26 protein-coding genes and 1 pseudogene are annotated in these 25584 nt (G+C 34.4%); 12 read left to right on the forward strand and 15 right to left on the reverse strand.

Annotation, left to right across the window (positions count from 1 at the left end):
- Positions 1–63: 63 nt before the first annotated feature.
- From H529_RS0102235 to H529_RS0102260, 6 genes are all read left to right on the forward strand, one after another.
- On the forward strand, positions 64–267 hold the full coding sequence (locus tag H529_RS0102235) for a 4Fe-4S binding protein (RefSeq protein WP_235181322.1): 204 nt from the start codon (positions 64–66) through the stop codon (positions 265–267).
- Positions 254–1339 carry a 3-methyl-2-oxobutanoate dehydrogenase subunit VorB gene (vorB, locus tag H529_RS09825; RefSeq protein ID WP_022854940.1) on the forward strand — a complete coding sequence of 362 codons (1086 nt, stop codon included), beginning with the start codon at positions 254–256 and terminating at the stop codon, positions 1337–1339. Before H529_RS0102235 ends, vorB begins: the two co-directional genes overlap by 14 nt.
- A complete protein-coding gene (locus H529_RS0102245; protein WP_022854941.1) occupies positions 1306–2064 on the forward strand; it encodes a thiamine pyrophosphate-dependent enzyme in 759 nt (252 codons plus the stop codon). The genes vorB and H529_RS0102245 overlap by 34 nt, the downstream gene beginning before the upstream one ends.
- A gap of 12 nt (positions 2065–2076) precedes the next feature.
- A complete protein-coding gene (locus H529_RS0102250) occupies positions 2077–2649 on the forward strand; it encodes a 2-oxoacid:acceptor oxidoreductase family protein (protein WP_022854942.1) in 573 nt (190 codons plus the stop codon).
- Complete coding sequence (gene dtd, locus H529_RS0102255) at positions 2646–3098, forward strand: D-aminoacyl-tRNA deacylase (RefSeq protein WP_022854943.1); 453 nt, start codon at positions 2646–2648, stop codon at positions 3096–3098. Before H529_RS0102250 ends, dtd begins: the two co-directional genes overlap by 4 nt.
- A gap of 178 nt (positions 3099–3276) precedes the next feature.
- A complete protein-coding gene (locus tag H529_RS0102260) occupies positions 3277–4020 on the forward strand; it encodes a nuclease-related domain-containing protein (protein WP_022854944.1) in 744 nt (247 codons plus the stop codon).
- Between the two features lie 124 nt (positions 4021–4144).
- On the opposite strand, the gene H529_RS0102265 is transcribed toward H529_RS0102260, so the two are convergent.
- From H529_RS0102265 to H529_RS09830, 13 genes are all read right to left on the reverse strand, one after another.
- Positions 4145–4369 (reverse strand): hypothetical protein, encoded by a 225-nt coding sequence (locus H529_RS0102265; protein ID WP_022854945.1) that lies wholly within the window; start codon positions 4367–4369, stop codon positions 4145–4147.
- 49 nt (positions 4370–4418) lie between these two features.
- Positions 4419–6011 carry a mucoidy inhibitor MuiA family protein gene (locus tag H529_RS0102270; protein ID WP_022854946.1) on the reverse strand — a complete coding sequence of 531 codons (1593 nt, stop codon included), beginning with the start codon at positions 6009–6011 and terminating at the stop codon, positions 4419–4421.
- Positions 6012–6025: 14 nt separating this feature from the next.
- On the reverse strand, positions 6026–6880 hold the full coding sequence (locus tag H529_RS0102275; protein ID WP_022854947.1) for a hypothetical protein: 855 nt from the start codon (positions 6878–6880) through the stop codon (positions 6026–6028).
- A 2-nt stretch (positions 6881–6882) separates the two neighbouring features.
- Positions 6883–7179, reverse strand: coding sequence for a hypothetical protein (locus H529_RS0102280; protein ID WP_022854948.1), 297 nt, complete (start codon positions 7177–7179; stop codon positions 6883–6885).
- 54 nt (positions 7180–7233) lie between these two features.
- Positions 7234–7488 (reverse strand): hypothetical protein, encoded by a 255-nt coding sequence (locus tag H529_RS0102285; RefSeq protein ID WP_022854949.1) that lies wholly within the window; start codon positions 7486–7488, stop codon positions 7234–7236.
- A 38-nt stretch (positions 7489–7526) separates the two neighbouring features.
- Positions 7527–7781 (reverse strand): hypothetical protein, encoded by a 255-nt coding sequence (locus H529_RS0102290; RefSeq protein ID WP_211209637.1) that lies wholly within the window; start codon positions 7779–7781, stop codon positions 7527–7529.
- 108 nt (positions 7782–7889) lie between these two features.
- Positions 7890–9794: a PDZ domain-containing protein gene (locus H529_RS0102295; RefSeq protein WP_022854951.1), complete on the reverse strand. Its 1905-nt coding sequence runs from the start codon at positions 9792–9794 to the stop codon at positions 7890–7892.
- A 58-nt stretch (positions 9795–9852) separates the two neighbouring features.
- Complete coding sequence (locus tag H529_RS0102300) at positions 9853–11850, reverse strand: hypothetical protein (RefSeq protein ID WP_022854952.1); 1998 nt, start codon at positions 11848–11850, stop codon at positions 9853–9855.
- A gap of 25 nt (positions 11851–11875) precedes the next feature.
- Complete coding sequence (locus H529_RS0102305) at positions 11876–12928, reverse strand: ankyrin repeat domain-containing protein (RefSeq protein WP_022854953.1); 1053 nt, start codon at positions 12926–12928, stop codon at positions 11876–11878.
- A 35-nt stretch (positions 12929–12963) separates the two neighbouring features.
- Positions 12964–13260 (reverse strand): hypothetical protein, encoded by a 297-nt coding sequence (locus H529_RS0102310; protein ID WP_022854954.1) that lies wholly within the window; start codon positions 13258–13260, stop codon positions 12964–12966.
- Positions 13261–13283: 23 nt separating this feature from the next.
- Positions 13284–13550 carry a hypothetical protein gene (locus H529_RS0102315; RefSeq protein WP_022854955.1) on the reverse strand — a complete coding sequence of 89 codons (267 nt, stop codon included), beginning with the start codon at positions 13548–13550 and terminating at the stop codon, positions 13284–13286.
- A 19-nt stretch (positions 13551–13569) separates the two neighbouring features.
- Positions 13570–13860 carry a hypothetical protein gene (locus tag H529_RS0102320; RefSeq protein WP_022854956.1) on the reverse strand — a complete coding sequence of 97 codons (291 nt, stop codon included), beginning with the start codon at positions 13858–13860 and terminating at the stop codon, positions 13570–13572.
- 800 nt (positions 13861–14660) lie between these two features.
- On the reverse strand, positions 14661–14909 hold the full coding sequence (locus tag H529_RS09830) for a helix-turn-helix domain-containing protein (protein WP_022854957.1): 249 nt from the start codon (positions 14907–14909) through the stop codon (positions 14661–14663).
- A 684-nt stretch (positions 14910–15593) separates the two neighbouring features.
- On the opposite strand from H529_RS09830, the gene H529_RS0102330 reads away from it, so the two are divergent.
- From H529_RS0102330 to mobF, 5 genes are all read left to right on the forward strand, one after another.
- On the forward strand, positions 15594–16013 hold the full coding sequence (locus H529_RS0102330; RefSeq protein ID WP_022854958.1) for a hypothetical protein: 420 nt from the start codon (positions 15594–15596) through the stop codon (positions 16011–16013).
- Entirely contained in the window at positions 16010–17938 is a 1929-nt protein-coding gene (locus H529_RS0102335) for a CHC2 zinc finger domain-containing protein (RefSeq protein ID WP_022854959.1), read from the forward strand. Before H529_RS0102330 ends, H529_RS0102335 begins: the two co-directional genes overlap by 4 nt.
- A 10-nt stretch (positions 17939–17948) precedes the next feature.
- Complete coding sequence (locus H529_RS09835; RefSeq protein WP_022854960.1) at positions 17949–19547, forward strand: UvrD-helicase domain-containing protein; 1599 nt, start codon at positions 17949–17951, stop codon at positions 19545–19547.
- A gap of 401 nt (positions 19548–19948) precedes the next feature.
- Positions 19949–20275, forward strand: coding sequence for a hypothetical protein (locus tag H529_RS0102350; RefSeq protein WP_022854962.1), 327 nt, complete (start codon positions 19949–19951; stop codon positions 20273–20275).
- A 78-nt stretch (positions 20276–20353) separates the two neighbouring features.
- On the forward strand, positions 20354–23536 hold the full coding sequence (gene mobF / locus H529_RS0102355) for a MobF family relaxase (protein WP_022854963.1): 3183 nt from the start codon (positions 20354–20356) through the stop codon (positions 23534–23536).
- Between the two features lie 4 nt (positions 23537–23540).
- Here the strand turns inward: mobF and H529_RS0102360 are convergent, their stop codons facing one another.
- Positions 23541–24683 (reverse strand): hypothetical protein, encoded by a 1143-nt coding sequence (locus tag H529_RS0102360; RefSeq protein WP_022854964.1) that lies wholly within the window; start codon positions 24681–24683, stop codon positions 23541–23543.
- A gap of 38 nt (positions 24684–24721) precedes the next feature.
- On the reverse strand, positions 24722–25165 hold the full coding sequence (locus tag H529_RS0102365; RefSeq protein ID WP_022854965.1) for a hypothetical protein: 444 nt from the start codon (positions 25163–25165) through the stop codon (positions 24722–24724).
- Positions 25166–25376: 211 nt separating this feature from the next.
- On the opposite strand from H529_RS0102365, the pseudogene H529_RS0102370 reads away from it, so the two are divergent.
- Positions 25377–25584 (forward strand): annotated as a pseudogene (locus H529_RS0102370) (IS256 family transposase); the annotation flags it as partial.

Below are 25584 nucleotides of genomic sequence, written 5' to 3' on the forward strand. Positions count from 1 at the left end.
AAGATAAGGGACGAGTACACAAGTAAATCTTAATTAGGAGGTACGGAAATTTTTAAGATAAAGATAGACGAAAACAGATGTAAAGCCTGTGGTTTGTGTATACATTTTTGTCCTAAACAAGTATTAGCCTTTTCTGAAAAAAGAAATCTTCAGGGTTATAAAATTGTTTATGCTAAAAACCCTGAAGCCTGTACTATGTGTGGTATTTGTTATCTTGTATGTCCAGATATAGTGTTTACAAAAGAGGATGAAAATGAAAAAGGATAAAAAAATCTTAGCTAAGGGTGTTGAAGCTATTGTATTTGGAGCTTTAGAAGCGGAATGTAAATGTTATTTTGGATATCCGATAACCCCTCAAAACGACATCCCAGAGCTTATGTCAAGAGAGCTACCTAAAAGAGGTGGGGTGTTTTTACAGGCTGAAAGTGAGCTTGCAGCCATCAACATGGTGCTTGGTGCCTGTGCTACTGGGGCTAGAGCAATGACCAGTTCTTCAAGCCCTGGTATTTCCCTTATGTGTGAATCTTTTTCTTATTTAGCGGCTCTTGAGCTTCCAGCGGTAGTTGTAAACGTAATGAGAGGTGGACCTGGTTTAGGAGGAATTGAAACCTCTCAGGGAGACTACTTTCAAGCAACTAAAGGTTCTGGGCATGGTGATTTTAGATTTTTGGTGTTAGCTCCTTCTAACGCTCAAGAAGCTTATGAACTTACTGCCAAAGCTTTTGAACTTGCAGAAAAATATAGAAACCCTGTGATGATTCTTTCAGATGCTATTTTAGGTCAGATGAAAGAACCTCTTGTTTTAAAAAAGTTAAAAATAAAAAAGTACCCACCAGAGACTTGGGCTTTGACCGGAGCTAAAGGCAGAAATAGCAGATTTTTTAGAAGTCTTTTTTTAGATGCTGAAGAACTTAGACAACATAACTTAAAGCTGATGAAAAAATACCAAACCATGCAAAAAGAAATAAGATATGAGGCAAAAGTTGAAGAAGATACTGAGGTCTTAGTCGTTGCCTTTGGTTCTATGGCAAGATTGGCTAATGAGGCTATCGAGGATCTTAGGAATAAAGGTTATCAGGTAGGATATTTTAGGCCTATTACTTTATATCCTTTCCCTTATAAAACTCTGAAAGAAATAGTAACTAAGGCCAAAAAACCTCTTAAAATTTTAGTGCCTGAACAAAACTGTGGGCAGATGTTTGAGGATGTGAAACTGGCGGTAGAAGGAAAAGCAGAGGTAATTTCTTTACCTTATCCTCCGAGCGTAGTTCCTTTTCCAGAAGACCTTAAAAAGGAGATTAAAAAATGTCTAAACCCTTCCAAGTCCCGAAAAGTTTAAAGAAAACACCTTTTCATTATTGTCCTGGTTGTCAACATGGCGTAGCTCATAGATTAGTATGTGAGGTAATAGACGAATTAGGTATCCAAGATAAAAGTCTTGCTATTTCTTCTATCGGATGTTCTGTTTTTCTTTATTTTTATATAGATGTAGACATGACAGAAGCCCCTCATGGAAGAGCCTGTGCCGCAGCTACAGGAGCCAAAAGAGCAAGGCCAGATTTAGTGGTGTTTACCTATCAGGGAGACGGAGATTTTGCTGCTATAGGTTTTAATGAAAGTTTTCAAGCAGCAGCAAGAGGAGAAAAAATCACCTCTATTATGATTAACAACACTATCTACGGAATGACCGGAGGTCAAGCCTCTCCTACCACCCTCCCTGGACAAAAGACAACCACCACGCCAGCAGGAAGGGATCCAGAAACCTTTGGGTACCCTCCTAAGATAGCTGAGATTTTGGCTACCCTTGAAGGAGTTGCCTATTCAGCCAGAGTAGCCCTAAACTCTCCTAAAAGGATTGTAGAAGCTAAAAGAGCGATCAAAAATGCCTTTTTAGCTCAAATAAACAATTTAGGATTTGGGTTTGTAGAAATTCTTTCTACTTGTCCTATCAACTGGAAGATGGACCCTGTATCTGCGGTTAAAGCTGTAGATAAAGTTATCGAATATTTTCCTTTAGGAATATTTAAAGATAAAGTAACTCCCTTTTTAAAAAATCAAAAATAAGGAGAGAAGACCTTGAGGTTAGAACTTATCATAGCAGGTTTTGGAGGACAAGGAGTTCTTTTTACAGGAAATTTAATCGCTCAAGCCTCTATGCTTGCCGATTATCACGTAACCTACTTACCGGTATATGGTCCTGAAATGAGGGGAGGCACATGTAATTGTACTGTAATTATCTCAGACAATCCTATTGCCTCTCCTTTAGTTCTTAATCCTTCATTTTTGATCATACTCAATCTTCCTTCTTTTCTTAAGTTTATCCCAAGACTCAAAAACAAAGGCAGAGCTATCATTAATTCAGACTTAGTAAAACCTGAAGAAATTGACAACATAGAAGCCTTACAAAAAAAATATAAACTCTACTTTGTGCCAGTAAACTCTTTGGCTGAAAGTTTAGGGAAACAGATGTTAGCTAACATCTGTGCTTTAGGGGCTTTTTATAAGGTTTCTAAAATCTTTTCAAGACAAAATTTTGAAGAAGCTCTAAAATACATGCTTGGAGAAAGTAAAGCTCATCTTATCGAACCCAACTTAAAAGCCTTTGAGCTTGGTTCAAAGTATATAGAGGAACACTACCAGGTTAGATGAAGGCTGTTATCCAACGGGTTAAAGAAGCTTCTGTTTCTGTAGACGGGAAAATTATCTCTCAAATCAACCAAGGGCTCTTGGTATTAGCCTGTGTAGAAAAAGGAGACGATGAAAAAACTGTTGAGTGGATGGCAGATAAAATCGTCAATCTAAGAATTTTCCCAAACCCTGAAGGTAAGTTTAACCTCAGTTTAAAAGACATAAACGGTGAGGTATTATTGGTTTCAAACTTTACGATATGCGGACAACTTAAAAAAGGTACACGACCTTCTTTTCACTTAGCAGAAGACCCAGCCCAAGCTGAAGCTATCCTGAAGAGTTTATCTGAAAAAATCAAACAAAAAGGAATAAACATAAAAGAAGGGGTATTTAAAGCCTACATGGACATTGCCTTAATCAACGATGGCCCTGTTACCATAATCTTAGAAAAATCTAACCTAAAATCTTAGCTTCTATCAACCACATCTAATCCACTTTAACTTTTGAAGTATAGTTTTAATTTTACACTTAAATTGATTAAAAATTTAATAAACATCTTGATATCATACAATCAAATGATAAAATGATAGCATAATCATAAAATCAACCTAAAAATAAAAGAAATGAAATTACCTAAAAATAAAAGAAATGAAATTTTATATAATTACCTCACATTTAAAAGACCAGATTGAAGTAAACCAAAAGATTGTTGACAGGTATTTTTGGTACATTTTACTTTCATTAACAGGTATCCCCATAGGAATATTTTTAGGTAATACTTTTTCTAACTTTACAATAACCTTTTTAATATGTTCTATTTCCATCTTATTAAGTCTTTTTTTCCTCTTAAAACGAAATATATTAGCAAACATAAAAAATATACATGAACATGGGTTTTTAGGAGAAAATCAATTAAAGGATTATCTTTTAAAAACCTTTAATGACGATTACACTGCATTTTTTGGAATTCCGTTAAACAATTTAGGAGATATCGATTGTTTTCTGGTAGGCCCCAAAGGGGCGTTTATCATAGAAGCTAAAAATCATAAAGGATTTATCAGATATACCGAAGGAGGCTGGGATCATATTAAAGTTGGAAGGAAAGGAACAACCTACCGAGGGAATATAGGTAACATTTCAGCTCAGATTTCCAAACAGCTCAATCACATAAAACACGAAGTCCCAACTTTGTCAAACGTATACGTTCATAAAATTATCTGTTTTACCAACCCTGAGGTAGAACTGATAGTTGAAAAAGAACCAAAAAATTTAACGGTATGCAAATTGGAAAATCTTAAGGACTGCATATTAAACAGTAAAAGTCATTTGAAAGAAAACGAGGTTAAAAGAATAGTTGACGAGATAAAAAATTACTGTGGAATAGAAAAGTAAAAACCGCGGGAGGGAGTGTTTATTTAATTATAATTTGGGTAAGAAGTCCCATCCTAAAATTAGCTATTTTTTTCTTTCAACCCTGAAAACCTCTATAAACCTCTCTATTTTTGTTTATTCGTAGCTAATTACATTTTTCTTCATATTGAGCGCAGACTTTATACAGCGCACATATTTGCCTGTCAGGAAAAACAGGATCTGGACGACAATCTCTTCTTTCTTCCCATTTAATACATACTTTTTCACACTTTTTGCCGTTAGAACCACTGGTTTTGTTGTACTGATTGTCCTCTGCCCAACCAAAGTTACTTACTAAAACAAAGGAAAGGATAAACAAAAAGTTTCTCATAGCTCACCTCCTGCAAATTTTTTAATCACATACTTCCTAAGTTTTTTTTTTACTCTAATCCACCGATTTCTATCTCCTCGGGTGCCTCTATAGAAAATTTAACCTTAAAGGTCTTCTTTTCTCCTGGATTTAATTTTAATTCCCACTGAATAATTCCATCTTCTCCTATCTTTGCCTCTCCTTCTTTTGGAAGCTCTCTAATAACTTTTATCTTTTCGTTCCTTGATACAGGAAACTGATCTTTGAGATTAATATTTATACCTGTCTTTTTGCCATTTGTTATGATTATTTCATACTCATAGTTTATTCTTTTTTCCTTAGAAAGTATGCCTGTGTATTCTGTAAATTTCTTCACAAGTTTTCTTTCGATTTTTATTGATTCATCTATTCCAAGGCTTAAATCCATATTCTCATCCGGAAGTATCTGTTTTCTTATATTTATTCTGTTCACAAATCTTCCATCTACAAATATATTTACAATTCCTGAAGTGATCGGATATGACAGAGGGTTTTTAAAACTTCCATTAAGATAGGCGTATGAAGAAAGTTTGGGTACTGCTGAGTAATTTAAAATGATATCACTTGTTGCTGTTGTTATTACTATAGAATGAGGTTTTCCGTCTGATGGAACAGTGAGCTTTTTTGGAAATATAAACGTGAAAGAGCTTACTTCTTCCCTTACCTCTGGCTCTGGCTCTTTTTCCTCAAGAAATTCTTCAGGGCTTATAGCTTTCGTTTTCAATTTTTTATAAACCACAGGAGGTCTTGGTGTATACACATCAATATACCATGGATAAAGCTCTGGCAAGGGTCCGTGGTGAGGTTTTGCCGTTGAGATTTCTAACTCGACATTCTTCCAGTCTTCTTGAGCGTTCTGGGCTATCTCTGCAAGGTTTACAACATCAACTTTCTTTGTTTTACTATCTATTCTCAATTCGTATTTTGGTTTCCAGCCTGCATTTTCAACCATGTATGAAAGCTCAAGAGTTAATTCTTTTGGACTGTTTGAAGTAAAAATAACAGTAACCACCTTGCTAAAATCACCAGATTTTCTTAACTGAGATAGTTCCTTTTCAATCATTGCCTTTTCTTCATTCAGTTTCTTTATTGTTTTTTCTAATTTTGATACCCTATCAAGTCTCTCTTTTAAACTTCTTTCAAGATATTTTGCAAAGCTTTCTACTTCTGCTTCATTAGTTTTTAAGTTTTGAGAAAAGGGTGTAGATTTTTTAATAAATTCAATAGATGTCTTTAAAATCTCAAGATCATCTTGATTTTTGGTTATTGTTTCTTCTAACTCTTCTATTTTTTTCTCCAGACTCTTTATCTTTCCCTGAATAACTTTCCTTAGATAAGTTTTTTCAATCTTTACATCAAGTATCTTTATGCCTTTCTCATCTTTCGTTGAAATATTAACTGATTCATCAACTAAGTCTCCTGGAAGATCATAAATATTTAAAACATTTTCTCCGACCTGAGCTTTAAATCTAAGTTCTTTTTTGACAATAGCACCCTGTGGGTAAATGATTACTTTTCTTATAGTTGCCTCAGGCGTAATCTCAGAAGAATTGGCTTTTACCATTGCTATTAACAAAATCAGCCATGTCAGAAGTATTAAATGGAAAAATCTATCACCCTTCATAACAAACCTCCTCCTTAATGTCTCTCTTTCATCCGAAGGACAATAGATTTAATCACCAAAAGCAGAATTAATGGTGGAGCAAACAATATATTTGATATTAAAAAGGGTATAAGCATTAAAGACGTGAGAGCATCTAAAGTGTGAGGAATTTCATAAATGCCAGATATCTTTTTTAAGACTATAAAGCTTAACTTTATACCCAATATTACACCTGGAATCGTAGCAGTAATAAACCACATCCATGCTAAAATCTTTATTGCTTTTGTTAGTTTATCTACTTTGCCAGATTCTTTAATGTTAATCTTTTTAAGTCTTTTTCTTTCTTTTTCTAAAGTTAGTGTTTTTAGTTCACGACCTTCTCCGTGTTGAAGTTTTAGATCAACGGTCAGGACTATCCAGATTATGAAAAAGGCAATCTGTTCTGGAATATCGTTTTTTATTTCAAGGGTCCATTGTCTTAAGCTGAAAAGTGCTTTTATCTTGTGTATAAATCCTTCAGGCCATTTTCGTGGTTCTTTTTTTATCTTTCCTATTAGCTCACCATTTTCAAATATAGAGTCATTATTTTTAACAAAACCAATTTCTAATTTTATTTCTCTACCATCAAACTCTATGAAATAATTGTATCCTATCTGAAATCCATCCGGTCTCTTTACCTCATACACTGTGCCATCGGGACATTCCATCCATAAATTAATGTTAATATCTCCTCCTACAAGATATTTTGCCCCTTCAGAGGTTACTATGGTGTCGTAGTCTGAGGCACTTTGAGTTATCTGAGCCAATTTTGAACCATCCGGAGAAAGAACCTCATAGGTGCGAGAAAAGAAACTTCTTTTTATGGGAATTATTCTGTAGAAACTTTTCATAACTAATCTTCAGGTTGTTCGTGATGAGGATTCACGGTATCAAAGGGTGGCACTGGAGGCTTAGGAAGTCTCTGTCTATCTCTATCTTCTTGCTTATCTGGCTTAGGTCTAGGACGTTCACGATCCTTTTTGTCATGTTTGTCATAGGATTGATCTCTTTCAGGATTTTCAGGCAGAATAGAACTTATAAAAATTTGACTATTGGTTGTAGTGTCTCGCACTTGACTGAAAGAAGCCTGTGACTGACCTCCTAAAAACAACCAGGCAATAATAAAAACACACAGTATTGAATATTTCATAACTCACCTCCTGGGTTTTTTAAATTATAATAACACTCTACTGACTAAACTTATTTAAGGTCTACACACCTCTACATACTTAACACATTCTCTATATATAGTGCAAATTTGTTCTCCAGGACAACATGGATTGGATTTACACTCTTTCTTTGGAGGTCCATATTCAACACACACCTTTACTATCTCTTCGCATTCCTTCTTAGACTCAGAAGTTTTGTTATCAGATTCCGAGGCAGACAAAATTCCATTACTAACAACTAAAATAAACGAGTTTACTAAAAGAAAAAATAAAAAAAGAAATTTTTTCATAACCTTCCCTCCTAAAGTATCAGACTTCATTCCAATTTTTATTCTGACTTTTTGTCTGATCCATTTTTATCGGACTTAAGCATCGGTTCCTTACATCTTTTTTCGTATCTTTTACATACAGTGCGAAGCTCACAAATCTTAGACTCACTATCAGGACCAACTATTTTACACTCTTCCTTTGTTTCCCACTCTACACATTCTGTTTTACAGTCTACTTCTGCAACAACAATACTACTAAATAGTGTTAAAGTTATACAGAAAAACAAAACTTTAAGAAGAATCATTTTCATCATATCACCTCCCAAATTTTTACTTTCTAAGTTTTTTACTTTAATCTCCTGATTTTCATTTCTTACAATAAGATTCAACTTATCCTTTCTAAAGTATTAATTTAGTGTAACTCATAAAGCAGTCTTTTTAAATCTAACTTCATTTAAAAGCTGCCTATAAACTGCATTTCTGGTTTTTAAAAGTTGCTCTGGTAGTCGGTTGTAAAACTTCTTGGCAAGCTCTATCTGTCCGGCCTTAGAATAAACTACAATCCTTACAAGCGAGAAAAGATTATCCTGGTAGTTTGACTCTAATTTTTTCAATATCTCAATAGCTTCTTTGTGTCTTCCTTTATCACAATATAAAAGCGACATTGCCATACAAGCAAGTGGATTCTCTGGATTTAATTCGTAAGATTTAACGGCATAGTTTTCAAACTCCTGAGAATTACCTGTTATTCTTAAAATGATTGCTTTAAAACCTAAAGCTTCGGAAGCTTCTGGAGATGTTAAAACCTCAGGTTTGATTTCTAAATCTCTCAGTTCAGAAGAGTTCCCGGATTGGATAGTAATTTTGACTATCTCATTCCCTTGTATATATTTAGTAACCTTATCTAACATGTTTCCTTCTTGTCTATAAAGTCGCAAGTCTCTGTTATCAATATTTATTATCTTGTCTCGAGGTTTCAAACCTGCCTTTTCTGCTGGAGAGTTCCTATAAACACGAATAATCTCTGGATAGATTTCACCCTGTATAACCTCTGCTCCTATACCATTGTTGGTAAAACCTGAAATAATGTCATCCAAGATTTCAAAGGCTTTTTTATATTCTCCTTTACCGGCATAAGTAAAGGCAATGTGAATCTTCTCTAAAGGATTCGCTTCTGTTAGAGGAGCAATAGTGTCTATTAAAGCCTTCGCTTCATTAAACCGCTCAAGCATGTTGAGACTATGTAAAATTTCTATCTGATAAGGTAAAGCAGAAACATCACACATCGTTGCCTTATCCTCTCCCCAAAATCTCAGTGAAAAATACTCACACCTCTCTCTAACATGCTCTAAAACTTTTTTAAAATAAAATATTGCCTTCCTATAATCATTTTTAAATTCAGCTATTTTTCCGAGAATGTAATAAGCTTCGTATAAATCTATTCCAAAAACATCAGGATCAAATATTAATGCTGTTTCTGCAAAGGCTTTTGCTTTATCATACTTTTTTTCGTATAAGTAAATTTTTGCAAGTGATAAATAGTGAGAGGGATTGTAAGGAGAATTTTTTATTTGATGAAATAAAATATTTTTTGCCTTTTCATATTGACCTGTTGCCATATAAAAAAGTAAAAGGTCACTATAATCAGGATTTTCAGAAACTTCAATTGCTTTTTTGAATGCCTTTTCTGCTTTATCTAAATCTAATCTGGAGAAGTACTTCTTTCCAAGATTGTCTAAATCAGCTACATTCTTTTGCTTAGCATGAATTTCAAGAACCTCATCAAAACTATACCTACACCCATCACTTGCTGGTGGGGTTTCAGCATAACAGAAAAATTCGTGAGAAGCACCTCCAAAGCCGTCAAAAACTACAAATGTTCTGTGAGGCATTTCAAGACCGAGTTTTTTAGCTACTTGTTTTATAGTTGGATAAAGAGGATAATCCGGAGTAAGTAAAGGAGAAATTTTAGCACGATAAAACCTGATCACGAATGTTTGATAATTTAGCACATCAGTGCCTTCAGTGTCAGGATTACGACATTCAATAACAAAAAGATCGTTCTTTTCAATATTACCATTTTCAACAAGCCTTCTCGTTTCTTGATAGGTAATTGTCCTGTTATTGACCTTTAATTTCAGGTTTTCTGGGACACAATTATTCAAAACGAATTCCACGGTATTGTCTTTTTTTATAGCATACTGAATTTCACCATTCACCAGGTCCGTTCTTGTTTCTATGCAGGTGTATTTTTCCTGAGCATATGCAAAATTTAACAAAGATAAAAAAATAACTAATATAAGAAAAAGTTTCGCACTTTTTCTCATTTTAGCCCCTTTTTCTTATCTTTTTAATTAGACTGTTTTAATTCCAATTAAAATTACTTTATCGTATGTTTTCTTCATCTACCCTTTCAACCGAATCAACGTAAACATAATAATTTCCTATTGGTCCAAAATATTCTCTTTTATAGACAAGATAAAGTTTTAGTTTGTATTTTCCTGATTGTAATATGCTTAAATCATCTCCCTCTATTCCTGCGATATGATAAAATGGTCCAGACTTGGTCATTCCAACTACTTCAAGAACAGATCCATAGTCATAAGGTTTAGTTACTACCACCTCAACTTCTCTTTCAACAGGTGGCATCAGTGGACCAAATTTAGATACTTCAATGGGATTGCTTGAACTCTGTCCATCGTGAGTTAGCTTGTAATCCGTTGTTCCCATGTTTTCAAATCGCTTTAACTCATTCTCTAAATAGGCAATTTTTTGTTGTTTATCAGGATGCTGCGATGCTTTATATCTCTTTATCTCCATTTTTATAGCTCTTATTGTGGCATCTATAAGTCTTTTTTTCAAAAGCTCTGTCCCAAGATCAACTTTAATGCTAATGTTTATAGGTCCTGTGTGTTGATAAAGGTTAGAAAATATAAAGAATGGTTCATCTCTAACCATCGGAATAACAAGATTTTTTATCTCTACTGTATATGGCATCTGGAAACCAAATTCTTTCTGAAGGTCGTAAACTAAGACTGTTCCCTCAGGCAATAAAGCTTTACAGTTATCAGGTTCTGTCCTTTTAAACACTATCTGATAGGTTGGAACTTGATTGTCAATTTTGTAAATTCTATTTACTTCAGCTTTGACAGAATTTTTATCTGTGCAGCCTTTAGTGTTTACTGTTATGGCTATTTTGTGTTCTTTAACCTCAACTGCTCTTAATACCAGTATTCCTGTATCCGTAGCCAGAAAGGAGTACTCAGGCTTCATTTTAATGTCCGAATTTACGGGATCTTTGGAAATTCCTCCCCATTCAACTGCGGTAAAACCCTTTCTTTTAATAGGTTGTATTTTTGGTGGTTTGATATCCCTGTATTCATCCACCGCTTCAAAGTAAAGAATAACCCTGATGACTGTCTGAGGCTCTGGTATGATGCTGAGTTTCAGGTTTTTTTCTAAAAATTCTCTATCAACCATTTTGATGATATAGTACCTTGCAGGTGATAAAGCTTTTATCCAGTAATCCTTAAAATCTTTAATTTCTCTTTCTTTCAGTCCCATCTGTGGAAGATATTCATCAAACCAGTTTTCAAGGTTACAATACGGAACGATCCATCCTTCATCAGGCAGTTTAATGGTCTCTTCAAGCTGGGCTTCATAAAAAAGATAGTCATATTTCCCATCGATTTTACCATCAGGCGTAACCCTAACCTCCCAGCCAGTTTTATATTCTGGAATACTATCTGTAATGGTTCCTTTAATATTCAGATCAACTTTTATTCTGGTTGGTTTTTCAGGGTAAAGATATATAGCAGGTTTTTTAACTACCGGTGCCTCTTCACACTGGATAAGCTCAATTCCATCAAAAGTAAAACAAAGAAGTTCTTTCTTAGATGGACAGCAAGACGGATCACTTTCTTTGTGGGTTAACATATCAAGAAGAATTTCTAATCTCATTGTAGGAAAAATTGGTCTATTTACCACTTCGATGTTTTCTATTTTTAATCTATCACCTAAAACGATAGATTTTGTTTGAAAAACAGTGTCATCAGCTTTAGAAATCAAGGCTGTTAACTCATAGAAAATTCCACTTCCACCACCAGACTGACCAAGAACAACCACTGCATCAGGTATACTATCTCCGTTCAGATCTTTAATCAGAAATTTTTCAACCCAAACTTTCAGGTAATCAGGAAAGGGTTGTTCGTATTTACCATCTTTTAAGGTAACAGTACGGTTTCCAAAGGTTAAACGATAAGTAAAATTGTTAACTAAATCACTATCAATTTTTTTATGACTTGCAATAGAAGAGTTAACGTTAAAAAAAGTGAGAAACAAAAGGATTATGAATGTAATTAAAGATAAAGAGCTCGATCTCATGTTTACAAACCTCTCAAATTTTTAATCAATCTATGCAAATGTTTCTACAAGCTTCAACCGAATCAAAAGGTACCACATCATCACATCCACCATAAAAAAATTTTTCACACTTATCTAAACCAGGTATAAAATATGCTCCCCAGAATAGTCCTTTACAGGGGCCCACTTGAGGTATTAAATAACATCTCTTTTTAATATCTATTTTTTTTCCTTGAGTTCTTTCCAAAGTTTCTTTTAAAAACAAAGCTATATTTTTTCTTCCTTTAAAAACGCAAAAGTCTAAATCCTTTTCTGTCGGAACATTACCTTTTTCAACAAGTAATTTAACAAGTTTTACCGAATCACTGTTAGTACAAACATAACTAATCGATTTTTCTTGTAATACATTAACACCTTTTCTTATTAAAATATCTACTATATCTTCATAGCCCTTTATTAAAGCTTTTTCCAATGTTTTTTCATTAACTGGTACACCCCAATTAATTAACATCAAACCTACTTTTTTGTGGCCTCTACTTAAAAATTCATTTAAAGTTTCTACATCGATGTTTTCTTTAACCTTAAATCCTTTTTGTACGCAAAGATTAAAAATTTCCATAATCTTTGAATCTAAAGTTTCTGGATAAAAGACAAAATTATATAAAGGTATTTTCCCATAACCATCTTTGTAAACACAATCAGCCTTGTTTTGAATAAGAAAAGAAATGGTAGTTATGTCTCGTGCATAAAGTATTGCCTGATGTAAAGGAGTTTCTCCTATATTGTTGGGTGTATTGATATCTATCCCTTTTTCTAATAAAAGTCTAATGATTTCTTTATAATTTTTCCTGACCGCATAGTGAAGTAAAGTATCTCCGTATTTATCTCGAATGTTTAGATCTTCTTGCTTTAATATATATTCTTTCATCCTCTCAGGATCTTCAGAAATCTCTTTTAATTCAGCAGTTATTGAATTTAACAATTTTTCGTAAAGATCGGCTGGAGCAGAGAATGATCGTATACTATGTAAAAGGAGAAGAAAAAAAGTTAGCAACAAAACTTGATAAATCCAAACTTTGTTATCAATAGAATTTTTCACATTTTTTGACCTCTATCTTTTCAATTAAATTTTTGTTACTTTAACTCTTTATCAATTTGAGGAGTAGGTGTTGGTATGTATTCCATTCCTCCTCCGCTTAAGTTTGAAGGCCTTGAGGTATCAAAGCCCTGCCCTGCCTGGTATCTCGATCTTTCCCAAGAACTATTTAGGTCTTTATAATTTCCAGGATGTGCTGAATCTTTTTCTGCTTGCCAGGAACTACCGGAAGTCCCTGAAGCCTGATCATAAGCAGAATCTTTAGCTATACAAACCCCAGATGATAAAAATACTACTACTCCTGCTAAACCAACCAAAAGTTTCAAGTTTTTCATAACCCACCCCCTTAAATTTAAGGTTATTTACCGTGACCATACTGGCCTTTACGGTTAATATTAGGAACACTATATTTTGGCGAACCTCTAAGTCTTTCCTTGAAATCTTTGTTTTGGGTATCTGTATTTTTTGAGGAACTTGTTGAAGTATTGATTTCATAATTATTCGAAGATACCGTACTTGTTGAACTACTAACCGATTGATTTGAATCGTTGGTAGCTTTAAGGTCTTTTATTAAAAATATACATATTAACAAACAAAAATTTAAAATAAAACTCTTTTTTTTCATCGTTAACCTCCTGCAAATTTTATAATATAGGCCCTTCCTCACATATTGTGTCATATTTTTTACATACAGGACGTAGAACGCAGGTTTTAGCTTCGCTATCAGGTCCAACTATTTTACATTCCTCCTCTGTCCCCCATACTACACATACCTTTTTACAATGCATTTTTGTTTTTTGGTGATGATCTTTATGATTATCAGACTTATCCATGTCAGGCATCGGTCTTTCTTCAGCCATGCTGGCACTTCCACTAAGAAACACTAAAATAAAAGAAACCAAACAAAATAGAATTAAAAAAAACACCTTATTCATAGTCTTACCTTCTATTTAAAAGAATTTTTAATTTATTAGTTAATTCCTATTAAAAATAAAATTATATAATCTTTTTTTCTTGTCAATAGATAAAAATTTTTTTAATTTATATTTACTGTCGAGCATCCCCCTTTTGTTTTTCAATATAGATAGATATAAAATTTTTACCCACAAAAACTTTGTTTTGTTTTTGACCTTTTTGGATACACTATAAACTTTTAACCTATATAAAATGATTTTTTATTGTCTGACGGACTAAGAACAGAAGTTGCAATCAATATAGCTTAATCTTTGGAATCAACTACCAGTATTCACAAAAAATCCATAATAAATTTAACCTTCTTCAGAAAGCAAACAAGCTCTTATAAATTCTTTTAGAGAGACAAAGTGCTTAAGATTACACGACTAAAAAACCTTTACCACTATAAATTCAACAAACAGAAAAGACGGTGTTGAAGATATTCTGGAAGACATTATAGAATACTGCCTTTTAGAGTTTTATTATCGTCAAAAAGAATCGCAGGCAAAGGCTAATTAGCTTAAGCATAGATTTAATTAGGCTTTCAGGCAAAAAGGGCAGGCAATTTTTATTACCTGAAGATTACCTGCAAATGCAGGCAAAAAGGATACGAAATTCCACTAAATTCCGTGAAAGGGATTTCTTAAAACCTTTGAAAAATCTTAAAAACCAAGCGCGCCCGGCAGGACTCGAACCTGCAACCTTTGGATTCGTAGTCGGGTTTTTTCTCATTTTTTCTTTAATTTTCTCACTTTTTCTTCAATTTTTGATTGACAAAAATTTAAAACGCTCTTTTATTGAATTTTTTGAGCTCCCCCGCTGGGATTAAAATTTTATTTCCTAATTTTGTGCTTGCAAGCTTGCCTTGTTTTACATATTTCCAAATTGTCTGAGGGTGCAGCCCGACAAGACTTGCAAATTCTGTTATCGTGTAAGCTTCCCTTTCTTTAGCCTCTTCTTTCACTACACGCTCAAACTCATCAAGCAGATCTCTCATTATTTCAATCATCTCAATAAGCTTTTCTTTCACTTCTTACCCTCCCCTTTTTTACATTTATTAACCTTGACAATTTTTAAAAATGTATTAGTTTTCAAAATTAAGATATGTTTTACTTTTCCGACCTGCTCCTTTGAGGGGCAGGTACCCCTTTTAGGGGTTAGCCGATTTCGGCTTAGTCCCTAATTGATAGGGACAGCGAAATCGGAGCGTCCAGATTAGAAAGTTTTAAAAAGCAGTGTTTTAAAGTGTAAGTCAAGTAAAAAAATTAAAAAAGTCAAAAAATTAAAAAAAGTTAGAAGTCAAGAAAGTTAAATAAAGTCAAGTAGTCTCAAAAGTCTTAAAGTCTTAAAAATTTTCAAAAATCTCAAAAATTCAACTTCTCAAATCTTCAAAAATTCTCTGTAAAAATCCCCCCCCAAAAAAGTTTTATAAAACAAAAAAAAGAAAAAAGTTTAAAAATTTTCAAAAAGACTCAAAATCCTGAAAAAGCTCAAATTTTTCAGTTATTACCTCTTCAATATTTTAAAAATCTTTTCAAAAATCCTTAAACCCCCAAAAAAAGCATAAAAAAACGCTATTTTCTTAAATTACTGAAAGCTAAGTCCCGCGGGTTTAATTACAACCCGCGGTTTTTACGGGGCTTCCCCCTTTTTTTTTTATGAGTTGTTACTGCACACACATTTAATATTTAAAAAACTTTAAAAGGGGGGACAAATGAACCCGACCCCGCAACAGCTAAATTGGAATCTTATCTACAATTTTTCAGAGCATATAATAAAAAAACGCTTCTGGGACAGTCGCTATGAAGTAAAAGACATCGTTCAAGAGTTTCTTTTGTATCTTCTTGGAGTAATCAAAAAAAACCCTTCTCCCTGGTTTGAAGTTTCTAAAAAAACTTCTCTCATTTACAAAAGAATTTCCTGGGAGTTCTCAAAGTTTATCACACGCTATGACTATACTCATTTGCAGTCCCTCATCACCCCCGGGTGGCACGAAAAAAACGGAAAAAACGGAAAAAACGGAAAAAACAACAAAGGACAGCTCAAGTTTTTTGACACAGAAGAAAAAAAAGAAGTGTTCTGCATTGTGAGCTTTGAAGACTTTAAAAAACAAGATAAGGGGGAGAAACTATGATAATAAAAGAAAAAAATAATACAATCAATTCAATTCTTTCAGAAATGTATATTAACACTTTCACAGAAAGCATTAATACAGTCTTCAAAACTTTTTTCTCAACTGAGCTTGAAGAAGACGAATACATTGAAGTAGTCTTTGACAGTGCTGATAAGCAGTTTAACAAAGCAAAACACGTAAAAACTTTTGAAGAGTTTCTCTTTCTTGTGAAAAGTCTTGACAAAAAGTTTAACGTGACATTTTGTCCTGCAGTGAGAAAAATTACAGAAGACAAAAAAAACAGAAGAACAGGGTTAGAAAACATTTCAAGAGTAAAAGGCATTGTTCTTGATGTAGAGAAGAAAAACGATCACAACACGAAAAAAGAAAGCACAGAAGTCATTAAACTTATAGACTCAGTTTACAGTCAGCTCCCTGATGAGTTGAAACAAGCTGTTTTCTATACCGCCTACACCGGGGGCGGAGGGCAGATAGCAATCGTTTTCAACCGCTTTCTTGACAGAGAAAAAGCAAAAGAAGTTTACGAGAAACTGAAAGAATATCTTTCGCATGTTGAAAACGTTGACTTGATGAGTTTCAACATTGCTGGCTGTCAAAGGCTGATTGGGACTACAAACTTGAAATATGATGTGCAGAGCTTTCTTCTCTGGAAAAATCCCAGGGTGGTTCCTATTGACATTGAAACGTTTTTGAAAGGTGCTGAAGAATCAGAAAATGCAGTAAACGAACTTTCTGTTGAAGTTGAAAAAGCAACTGAAAAGCAAGTAGTTTTTCATAGAATAGACAAAGACTGCATTGACGAAATCAAAAGAAGAGTATCGTTTGCAAGCATTTTTGACGAAATCGGAGTGCAGTATAAAAGATATGCCCACTACCTTTCTGTAATTTGCCCCTTCCATTCCGAAAGGCACCCTTCTTTCGTAGTTTTTTTCTCAAATTCCTATCGGGACTGGGAGCTTGCTGTTGATTATCACGACAATGAAAGATACGACATCATAAGCTTTGTACAAAAATACTACGACATAAGCTTTTCAAAAGCTATTGAAATGCTTGCCGAAAAAGCGGGCATAAAAGTAAAAAAACTTAGAGGAAGACCTAAAAAAGAGGAAGAGGGAGAAGAAGAGGAAAAAATAACAGATGCGAGAGAGTTTTTTAGCATTCTTGGCGTTGAAAAAATTCTTAGATACGTTGAAGAAGAAGAGCATCACTACGAATTTCACTTTCAGGACAAGGATGGGATGAGACACGTTTTGAAGATGGCGTTCATAGACCTAATGTATGATGCCAAAAAATTTTTAACTGCATGGGGGGCAAAAAGCGGAATTTCCCCCATTGTAGCCCTGAATGGTGTAAAGTATTCATGGAGAGATATACTAAGCAGTCTTGACGAAATAGCCGAGAAGCACGAATACTTCTACAGAGCCTCAGAAAAAGAACTTCTTGCCGAAGAGCTAAGACAATTCATCATCTCTCAACCTTTTACTGATGACCTTGATGGAATTACTATGCAAAACGCTGCGGCACTCAAATATGTAGAAGAGGAGAAAGTCTATATCTCTCTCACTTCTCTTGCAACAAAAATCCGCTACCTTGCACCCCATTTACCTGCAAGTATCAAAAAACTTGTTGAACTTCTGCAATACTTAGGGTGCAGAAACAAAAGATTGAAAAAAGGGGAAAAAAAATACAGATTGTGGGAGCTTCCTGGGAACCCAGAAGATTGGAGAGTGCCTGCAAAAACAAAGACAGAGCAGCCTGAAATAAAATCTGAGGCTGTTGAAGAAAAAGAAGAAAAAAGGGTGTCTGAAACCAAAGAAAGAAAAGGAGAAAAGAAAGAAGAGGAAAGAATAGTAAAAGACTTCTGGGACTGGAGCAAAGTTCAGGAGGAGATTGAATCGGTGAAAGAATCCGAAATCCCTTTTTAGGAGGTGAGCTATGGGCAAGGTAATAAAGATCTTTGGCCCCCCGGGGACAGGAAAAACAACCTCAATTGTTTCTCTTTTAAAAAAGCTTATTGCAAGAAAGGAAATTAGAGAAAAAAGCGTTTACGCTGTCTCCCTTACAAAAGCAACGAAGTATGCCTTTCTCAAAAAGTGCAGAGATGAAGGAATCGAAATCCCCCCCGCAAACGTGAGAACCCTTCACAGTTTTGCTTACAAAAAACTTAAAGAAGAGGGTGAAAAAGTGAAATTAATTAAAGCGGAGGAACTCAAAGAATTTTTCAGGGAAAAAGGCTTTGAGTTTGAGATTGGAGAACTGGACGAAGAAAACTCATATTCACAATCTGAATATTCAGACCTTCCAGGGAATCGGGCTTTTGCGGGTTTTCAAAAACTGAGACTTACCTATGACCCTTCCACTCCTTTTTCAGAACATTATAAAAAATTTTTCTTGCAGGAAAATGAAGAGTTAGGTTTTACGATGAAGGACTTCTACAAGCTTTTTTACGATTACATTCACTTTCTCAAAGAAAACCAAAAATATGACTTCACCCAGTTTCTGATTGAGGCCTGGAGGAGAGGAGGAATCCCTCTTAAGGGAGATGTGCTCATTCTTGACGAATTTCAAGATTTCGGGCACCTTCACTTTGCCCTCATCAGGCAAATGATTGATCAATTCAAATACGTTATCGTAGCAGGAGATGACGACCAGGCCATTTTTGGCTTTGCAGGAAGTGATTACAGAATCATCAAGAACATGAAAGCTGATGAAGTGAGAATTCTTGAAACGTCTTACAGATTGCCTGAAAAGATTTATGACTTAGCACAATCTATTATCACTCATGTAAAAGATAGAGTGTCTAAGAGATATTCCCCCAGCCTCCAAAACGGAGCGGGGAAAATTCAAATCATCCATGACGTATGGGATGGGTTAAGAGACCTCAACGGAAAAAGTTTAATGATTCTTGCAAGAAACAAGTACTTTATTGACTATTTTTGTAAAATTTTTGACTCAGCAGATATCCCATATGCAGTTATCGGAAAAAACAAAACCCCAGGGTTTGTTTGGAAATTGAAAACTCTTCAAAAGCTAAAAGAAAGAAAAGAAGTATCAAGAACAGAAGTAGAAGAACTTATAAACGAAATCAAGCCTTTTATTAGAAAAATTGCAAACAAAAAACAAATCAGAAAAGAATTCTTTGAAAAAATCGTTGACGCAGTCATTGAAAGAAAGTTTTCCAGCATGTATGAAGATTTAGCGCAAGAAGTAGCTTACTATATCTATCACAAAGATGAAGAGGCCCTTTTCGGCCATGTTGACAGGGAGTCCCTGAAAAAGTGGAGAGGGAGGCTTTCCACCCTTGAGTCGTGGAAAAATCCTCAAATTCAGCTTTCAACCATCCACGGTGTCAAAGGACTTGAGGCAGACAAAGTTATTCTTCTTACGGCTATGACATATAGAACTAAAAAATCATTAATGAGAGACATAGATCAGGAAAGGCGTGTCTGGTATGTAGCAGTGACAAGAGCTAAACAAGAACTCTTCATTTTATACACTCATATTTTCAGTAAATACTTCTGCCCTTTCCTTTAAAGCTCATATATTTTTTCTATATTATATATAGGGGCCACTATAAAGTGGTCCCTATATGGTCATGGTGGTCTCAGGTGGTCCCCATCTCTAAAACCCTTGATACTCAAGGCCTTCAAAAAGGGAGAAAAATAGAAAAACAAGGGACCACTATAAGCTTTTTCAAAATTAAAAAATTCTGTGAATTTTTTCTCAAGATTTTTTTATTTTTTTTTAAAAAATGGTGGTCCTGGTGGTCCTTTTCCTTCTATCCCTTGAAAATCAAAGAATAGAACGGGACCACTTCTTTTTTTTATAGTGGTCCTGGTGGTCCAGAAGTGGTCTAGAAGAGGTTCCCCCCTTTTTTTTAGCTTTTAAAAAACTTTTTGGTTAATAAATAAATAAAAAAAACAGAAGGAATGAACATGTTAGACATTTTATTAAAAGCAACTGCTTTAGTAAGTTTAACTTCTTTGATTGTTTTATCTCCGTCCCCAAAAGCAGTTTCTTGTATAGAGACTGCTGTTAAAACACAAGCTGTTCATTCTAAAATTGAAGAGCTTAAAGAACTCAAAGAAAATTTTTACAATCTTCAGTTAATCAATGAAAGTATTGAAATGACTTTTCCTCATTGTTTTTTAATAAACCCCCCGCTTGAAGAGTGTTTTCAAATTTTTGAAAGAAAGTGGAAATTCATCCCTATTCTTGGAGAAAAAAAAAGGAGAGTAAAAAATGAAAAGACATCCAAGTAGAAGAATTAAAACGCCTTTAAAGCCTCCCCAAAAAATTAAAAATAAAAAGAACTATTTACGCAGAAAGAGAAAAAAACTATGATGGGTATTTCACAAGTAAGCAGTGCTGATTACTACACCCGCCTGGAGCACACGGTTGAGTATTACTCCGAACAAAGCACCGTTCTTGGGCACATTGAAAAGATCGGACTTGGGAAAAACTTTGAAGAGAGAGAGATTACCGCCGAAAGACTTAAGGAGCTTGGTAAAGATTTTGCAAGTAGCAAGCGCTTTGGCTTTGATCTCACCTTCTCAGCCCCCAAGGAAGTTTCAGCTCTTTTTGCTCTCACCAGAGATGAAAAAATTCTTGAAGCTCATCAGAAAGCTGTTTCCGCAGCTCTTGAACGTGTCAATCAAGATTTATACACCCGCAATCGTTCTGAAGAAGCCAAAGCTTTAGGGCAGGTCTTTGAAAAAGCAGACGGTTTATTTATAAGATTTGACCACCTGTTGAACAGGAATCTTGAACCCCAGCTTCACAGCCATGTTCTGGTTTTCAACAAAGTTGAAAGGCTGTCCGATGGCCAGCTCAGAGCGGTTGAAATGCAAAAAGTTTATGAAAATCAGAAGTTTTACGATACAGTTTACAAGCTTGAGCTTGCAAAAAACTTAAGAGAGCTTGGCTACAATGCAAATTTAGAAGTAAAGCTCAATGAAGAGAATCAAAAGTATCTTGACGTAAATTTTAACAATGAAAAGCTTTCTGAGTTTGCTAAAGAGCTCTCTACAAGAAGAGATGAAGTTTTAGAAAAAGCCCAGGCTCTAAGCTCTCAGGGCTCTGCTTTAAACAGGGCAGAGCTTGAAAGTCTTGCTGCAAAGATGACGAGAGATTCAAAGCAAGCTGTAGATATTGATAAGCATTTTGACTCTTTTAAAAGAGAATTTGAAGAAAAATTCGGAAGTGTTGAAAATGTTCTTTCTGAGCTGAAAGAAAGAGAATCTGAAAAAGAAGTTGATAAAGAAACCCTAAAAGAGATTTTAAAAGAATCCCTGCAGGCTTTAACTGAAAGAGAATCGGTTGTCAGAAAAGAAGAAGTTATCAAAACTGCAGTTGAAATAGCAGCCCTAAAGGGTTTAAGAGATAGAGATATAACAATTCAAGACTTAGAAAAAGCTTACAAAGAGCTTGAAAGGCAAGGAGAAATTAAAACTTACACTCTTTCTGATAAAGGCATGAAAAAAGAGTTTACTACTTCTAAAGAACAGCTTAAACTTGAAAAAAGCAATCTTGAAATTGTAAACTCAATGAAAGATAAAGTTCAGGCTCTTTACAGCAAAGAAGAAGTGAGCAAGCTCATTTCAGAATTTGAAAAAGAAAAAGGCTTTACTCTTAGCGATGGGCAAAAACAAGCAGTAGAAAAAACTTTAACTTCCAGAGACTATGCTATTGTTTGGCAGGGGGTAGCGGGAGCGGGGAAGACTACTTCCATGGAGCTTGTCTCTAAAGCCCTGCAGGAAAAGGGATACAATGTGATAGGGCTTGCTCCCACGGGCAAAGCTGCAGAGGAGCTTGCAAAAACAATCGGTTCTGCTGATACCATACACTCTTTTTTAAATCAAATTGAAAACGGCCGCATTGAGCTTTCTGAGAAGACAGCTCTCATCATTGATGAGTCGTCAATGCTTTCAAGCAAGCTTTCTGAAAAAGTTCTTTCAATAATAAATGAAAGTGGAGCAAGAGCAGTTTTTGTAGGAGACACCTCTCAGCTCCAAGCGGTAGAAAGCGGAAAGTTTTTTTCAGACATTCAGCAGCACACATCTTTAGAGAAAGCAAGAATTTCAGAAATTCAGAGGCAGAAAACTCTTGAATACAGAGAGCTTACTCAAGCTCTTGCTGATAGAGAAATTGACAAAGCTAAAGCTGTTCTTGAGAATAAGATTACAGAAGTTAAAAGCAAAGAAGATTTAATAAAATCAGCCGTTCAGGATTATTTAAAAGCTGTTCAAGATGGTAGAAACGCTTTAGTTGTTACAACTACGAATAATGCAAAAGACGTTCTCAATGCGGAAATAAGAAACTCTTTAAAGGAAAACGGCTATCTTTCTGATAAAGAGAAAACTGTATCTGTTTTTGTTCCAAGAGACCTCTCCCCTGTTGAAAAAAGATTTGCTCAATTTTACAAGCAAGGGGATTATCTCAGATTTAACTCTATGAAAGACTTAAAACAAGCTCTTTCAAAAGAAGTAAGAACAGAAATTGCAAAGCAAGTATTGTCAGATACAGCAAAAGCTGTTGCAGAGCATGTTTTTAATGAAATAAAGACAATGATAAAATATCCCCGAGCTCTTGAGCTTAGTAATCTTAAAAATTTTGAAAGAGCTTTAAAAAATCTCTCACATTTTGAAAGAAAATTAGAGAGAGCACTTGACACAAGCAAATTTTACAAAGATCTTGGGCTTGAATTCAGAATTACAGGAATTGATAGAGAAAACAATAAACTTCAGCTTGAATCTGTCAAAAACGCTATGAAAGTAGAGCTTGATTTGAACAAGCACTATGACAAATTTAATGTTTTTCAAGAAAAAGAAATCAAGCTTGCAGTCGGGGACAAAGTAATGACCCTGCAAAATGACCGCAGTTTGGGACTCAAAAACGGTCAGATTTACACAATTAAAGAAGTCACTGCAAACAGCGTAATTCTCAAAAGCCAGTCTGGAAAACTGTTAAAAGAAATTGATTTAAGTCATTACAAATACATAGATCACGGATATGCTTCAACCGTTCACAAAGCCCAGGGAGCAACAGTTGACAAAGTTATTCACATTCACGATTCAAGGCTTGACTATAACACAGCTTATACTGCTCTCACGAGAGGAAAATATGAGTATTCTGTTTATACATTGAATAAAGAATCATATCTCAAGTCTCTTGAAAAAGATCAACTGAAAACTTCAAGCGTTGAGTTTGAAAAGCTTGCTAAAGAAGAAATGAAGATTGAAAGTGAGTTTAAAAAAGAAACAGAAAAAGATGTTAAAGCAAAGTTTGAATCTTCAAAAAGCCGTGCAGAAGAAAAAGAAGACAGAGCTGGAAAAGAAGTTTCAAGAGAAACTGAAAGCAAAACAGAAATAAAATCTGAAAGAGAAAGTTCAAAAGAAGAAACAAGAGAAAGCTCTAAAGAAAGCTCAAGCTCAAGAGAAGAAACAAGAGCAAGTTCTTCTGAACGCAGTCAAGAAAACAGCCGCAGCCAGGAGCAAAGTCAGGACTACAGCCGCGGCAGATAAAAACTTAAATTTTAGGCTTTTCTTTTAAAACTTCAGGCTGCTTTTGCTTGTAAAACTCCCACACCATGTCAATTTTTTGAATAAAGTCTTCAGACCCGTTTTTCATCTCAGGATAAGTAATTGAGATGTGAATGTAAAAATCTCTCTTTTTGACAGGATCTTTTTCGTTTTTGCTCATAAACCACGCATAAAAAGCTGCACGGGCAAGATCTTTGTTTTTCTTTTCAAGCTCTTCAATAGAATATTTTTTTAAAGCTACGTAGTCTGCATAAGCTCTTTTTATTTCTGCGTCAACTTTTTGCTTAACGCTTGAAAACTCTTCCCATTCAAGAAGATGAGAAAAAAGCAAAGCTTGTGCCCAGGATGCTCTTTTTCTATAGTAGTCCTCTTCCTCAAAAAGAGGGAAAACGGAATATAAAAACTTTGTTCTGTTTAAAATTGAGCTTGAAGAGTCAAAATCTATATCTTCAGGCTTTACAGTTTTAAAAAGTATGTAAGCTTGAATCAAATCTTGCGTTCTGTCTCTTTCTACAGCTTTGAGAACTAAATCAACAGCAGAGCTTATGCAAAAAAAGTGATAGTCTGGTTTTAAATAACCGTGTAGGGCGATAGCTAAAAACCTGTGAAATTGCTGAGTTACATTAATGTCAATCCCTTCCTCTTTTGTTTTTGCTTGTGAAGAACTCTTTTCTTTTGCAGTCCCTCTTTCTTTTTGAATGCTGAAATCAGCTTGAACGGTATTAACAGCAGCACTGATTACATTGTTTACATTTTTTCTCAAAGAAGAAGTTTCTTTGATTGTAGAAACTATACTTTTTGTTAACTTTTCGCTGTTTTTTATTGAAACAGGAATAGTTGAATCAAAAATTTTATAATTCCAGGGATTTTGAGGGTGGACTTCCCAGCTCCAACAAATCTTGCCTTTGCAGGAAAGAGGAGCGTAAGTATTACCTGATTCGTTGACATATTTTTCATCAAGCACTAAAAGATGATTATCAGATTCAGCTTTAAAACACTTAGTTTCAACATAAGCAGGAAGAATAAATTGAAAAATTGATGAACTCTCATCTTTTGCAAAAGCAGAAGTTGAAACAACAACTAAAGTTCCTCCAAGAAGTAGGAGTTTTTTAATTTTTTTTCTCAACATAACTCCCTCCTTTTATGGTTTTTTCCATATTTGAAGTTTTACTTCCTGCCAGTCTTGTTCTGCTGCCAGTCTTGTTCTGCTCTTTCCATGCAGTATTTTTTAATAAGTTCTCTTTGCTCCTGAGTAATCTCTCCATATTTTTCTTTAAATTTTTCAGTTAATGAACTTTTACAGACATAAAAAACTATAAATTTTTTCCCTTCTATCCTCATTTTTTCGGGTTCTAAAGCTAATTTCTTTTGAATTTCTACAAAAGCTTCGTAATCAGTTAATCTATATTTGTCTTTATAGTAATTTAGAAACTCTACATTCAACTCTCTCTGAAAAGACATGTCTTGTTCTTTTGTTGTCCTTTCTTCTTTTTTAAAATGACTTGAATTTTCTTCTCCCCATGAAAAAGGGGGAAGAAATAAAAAAGCAATAAGAAAAATAACAATTTTCTTTAACTTCCACATTGCCTTCAAGAAAAGAAACTTCTTCATGTTCCTCCTCCTTGGTTTTGTTTTTTCTACACTATTATTAACCAGCTGTTTTTCTTTTTATATAAAAAAAGGGAGTAGAATATAAATTGTGTCTTTTAATAAAATAAAATATTAATAAAATATTTTAGAGGCATAATAAAAATTTTTAATATTTTTTAAATTAATGATAACATAAAACCTAAAAAACTAAACTAACCAGGAGGTCTGTAAAATGGAAAACTTAGACTTAGATTTAGAAAAAGTTTTAAGTGAAATCTCAAAAATTGAATCAAAAGAGGGTATCAAAATGGCTGCTGCACTCCTCTTAAACGCTCTCATGAAAAAAGAAAGAGAAATATTCCTTAGAGATAGTATTGATAATAAAGCTAATGGTTACTATGAAAGACAACTTGCCTGTTTCTTAGGTAACCTTGGTATCT

The sequence above is a fragment of the Thermodesulfobacterium thermophilum DSM 1276 genome, from assembly GCF_000421605.1.
Taxonomy (GTDB): Bacteria; Desulfobacterota; Thermodesulfobacteria; order Thermodesulfobacteriales; family Thermodesulfobacteriaceae; genus Thermodesulfobacterium; species Thermodesulfobacterium thermophilum.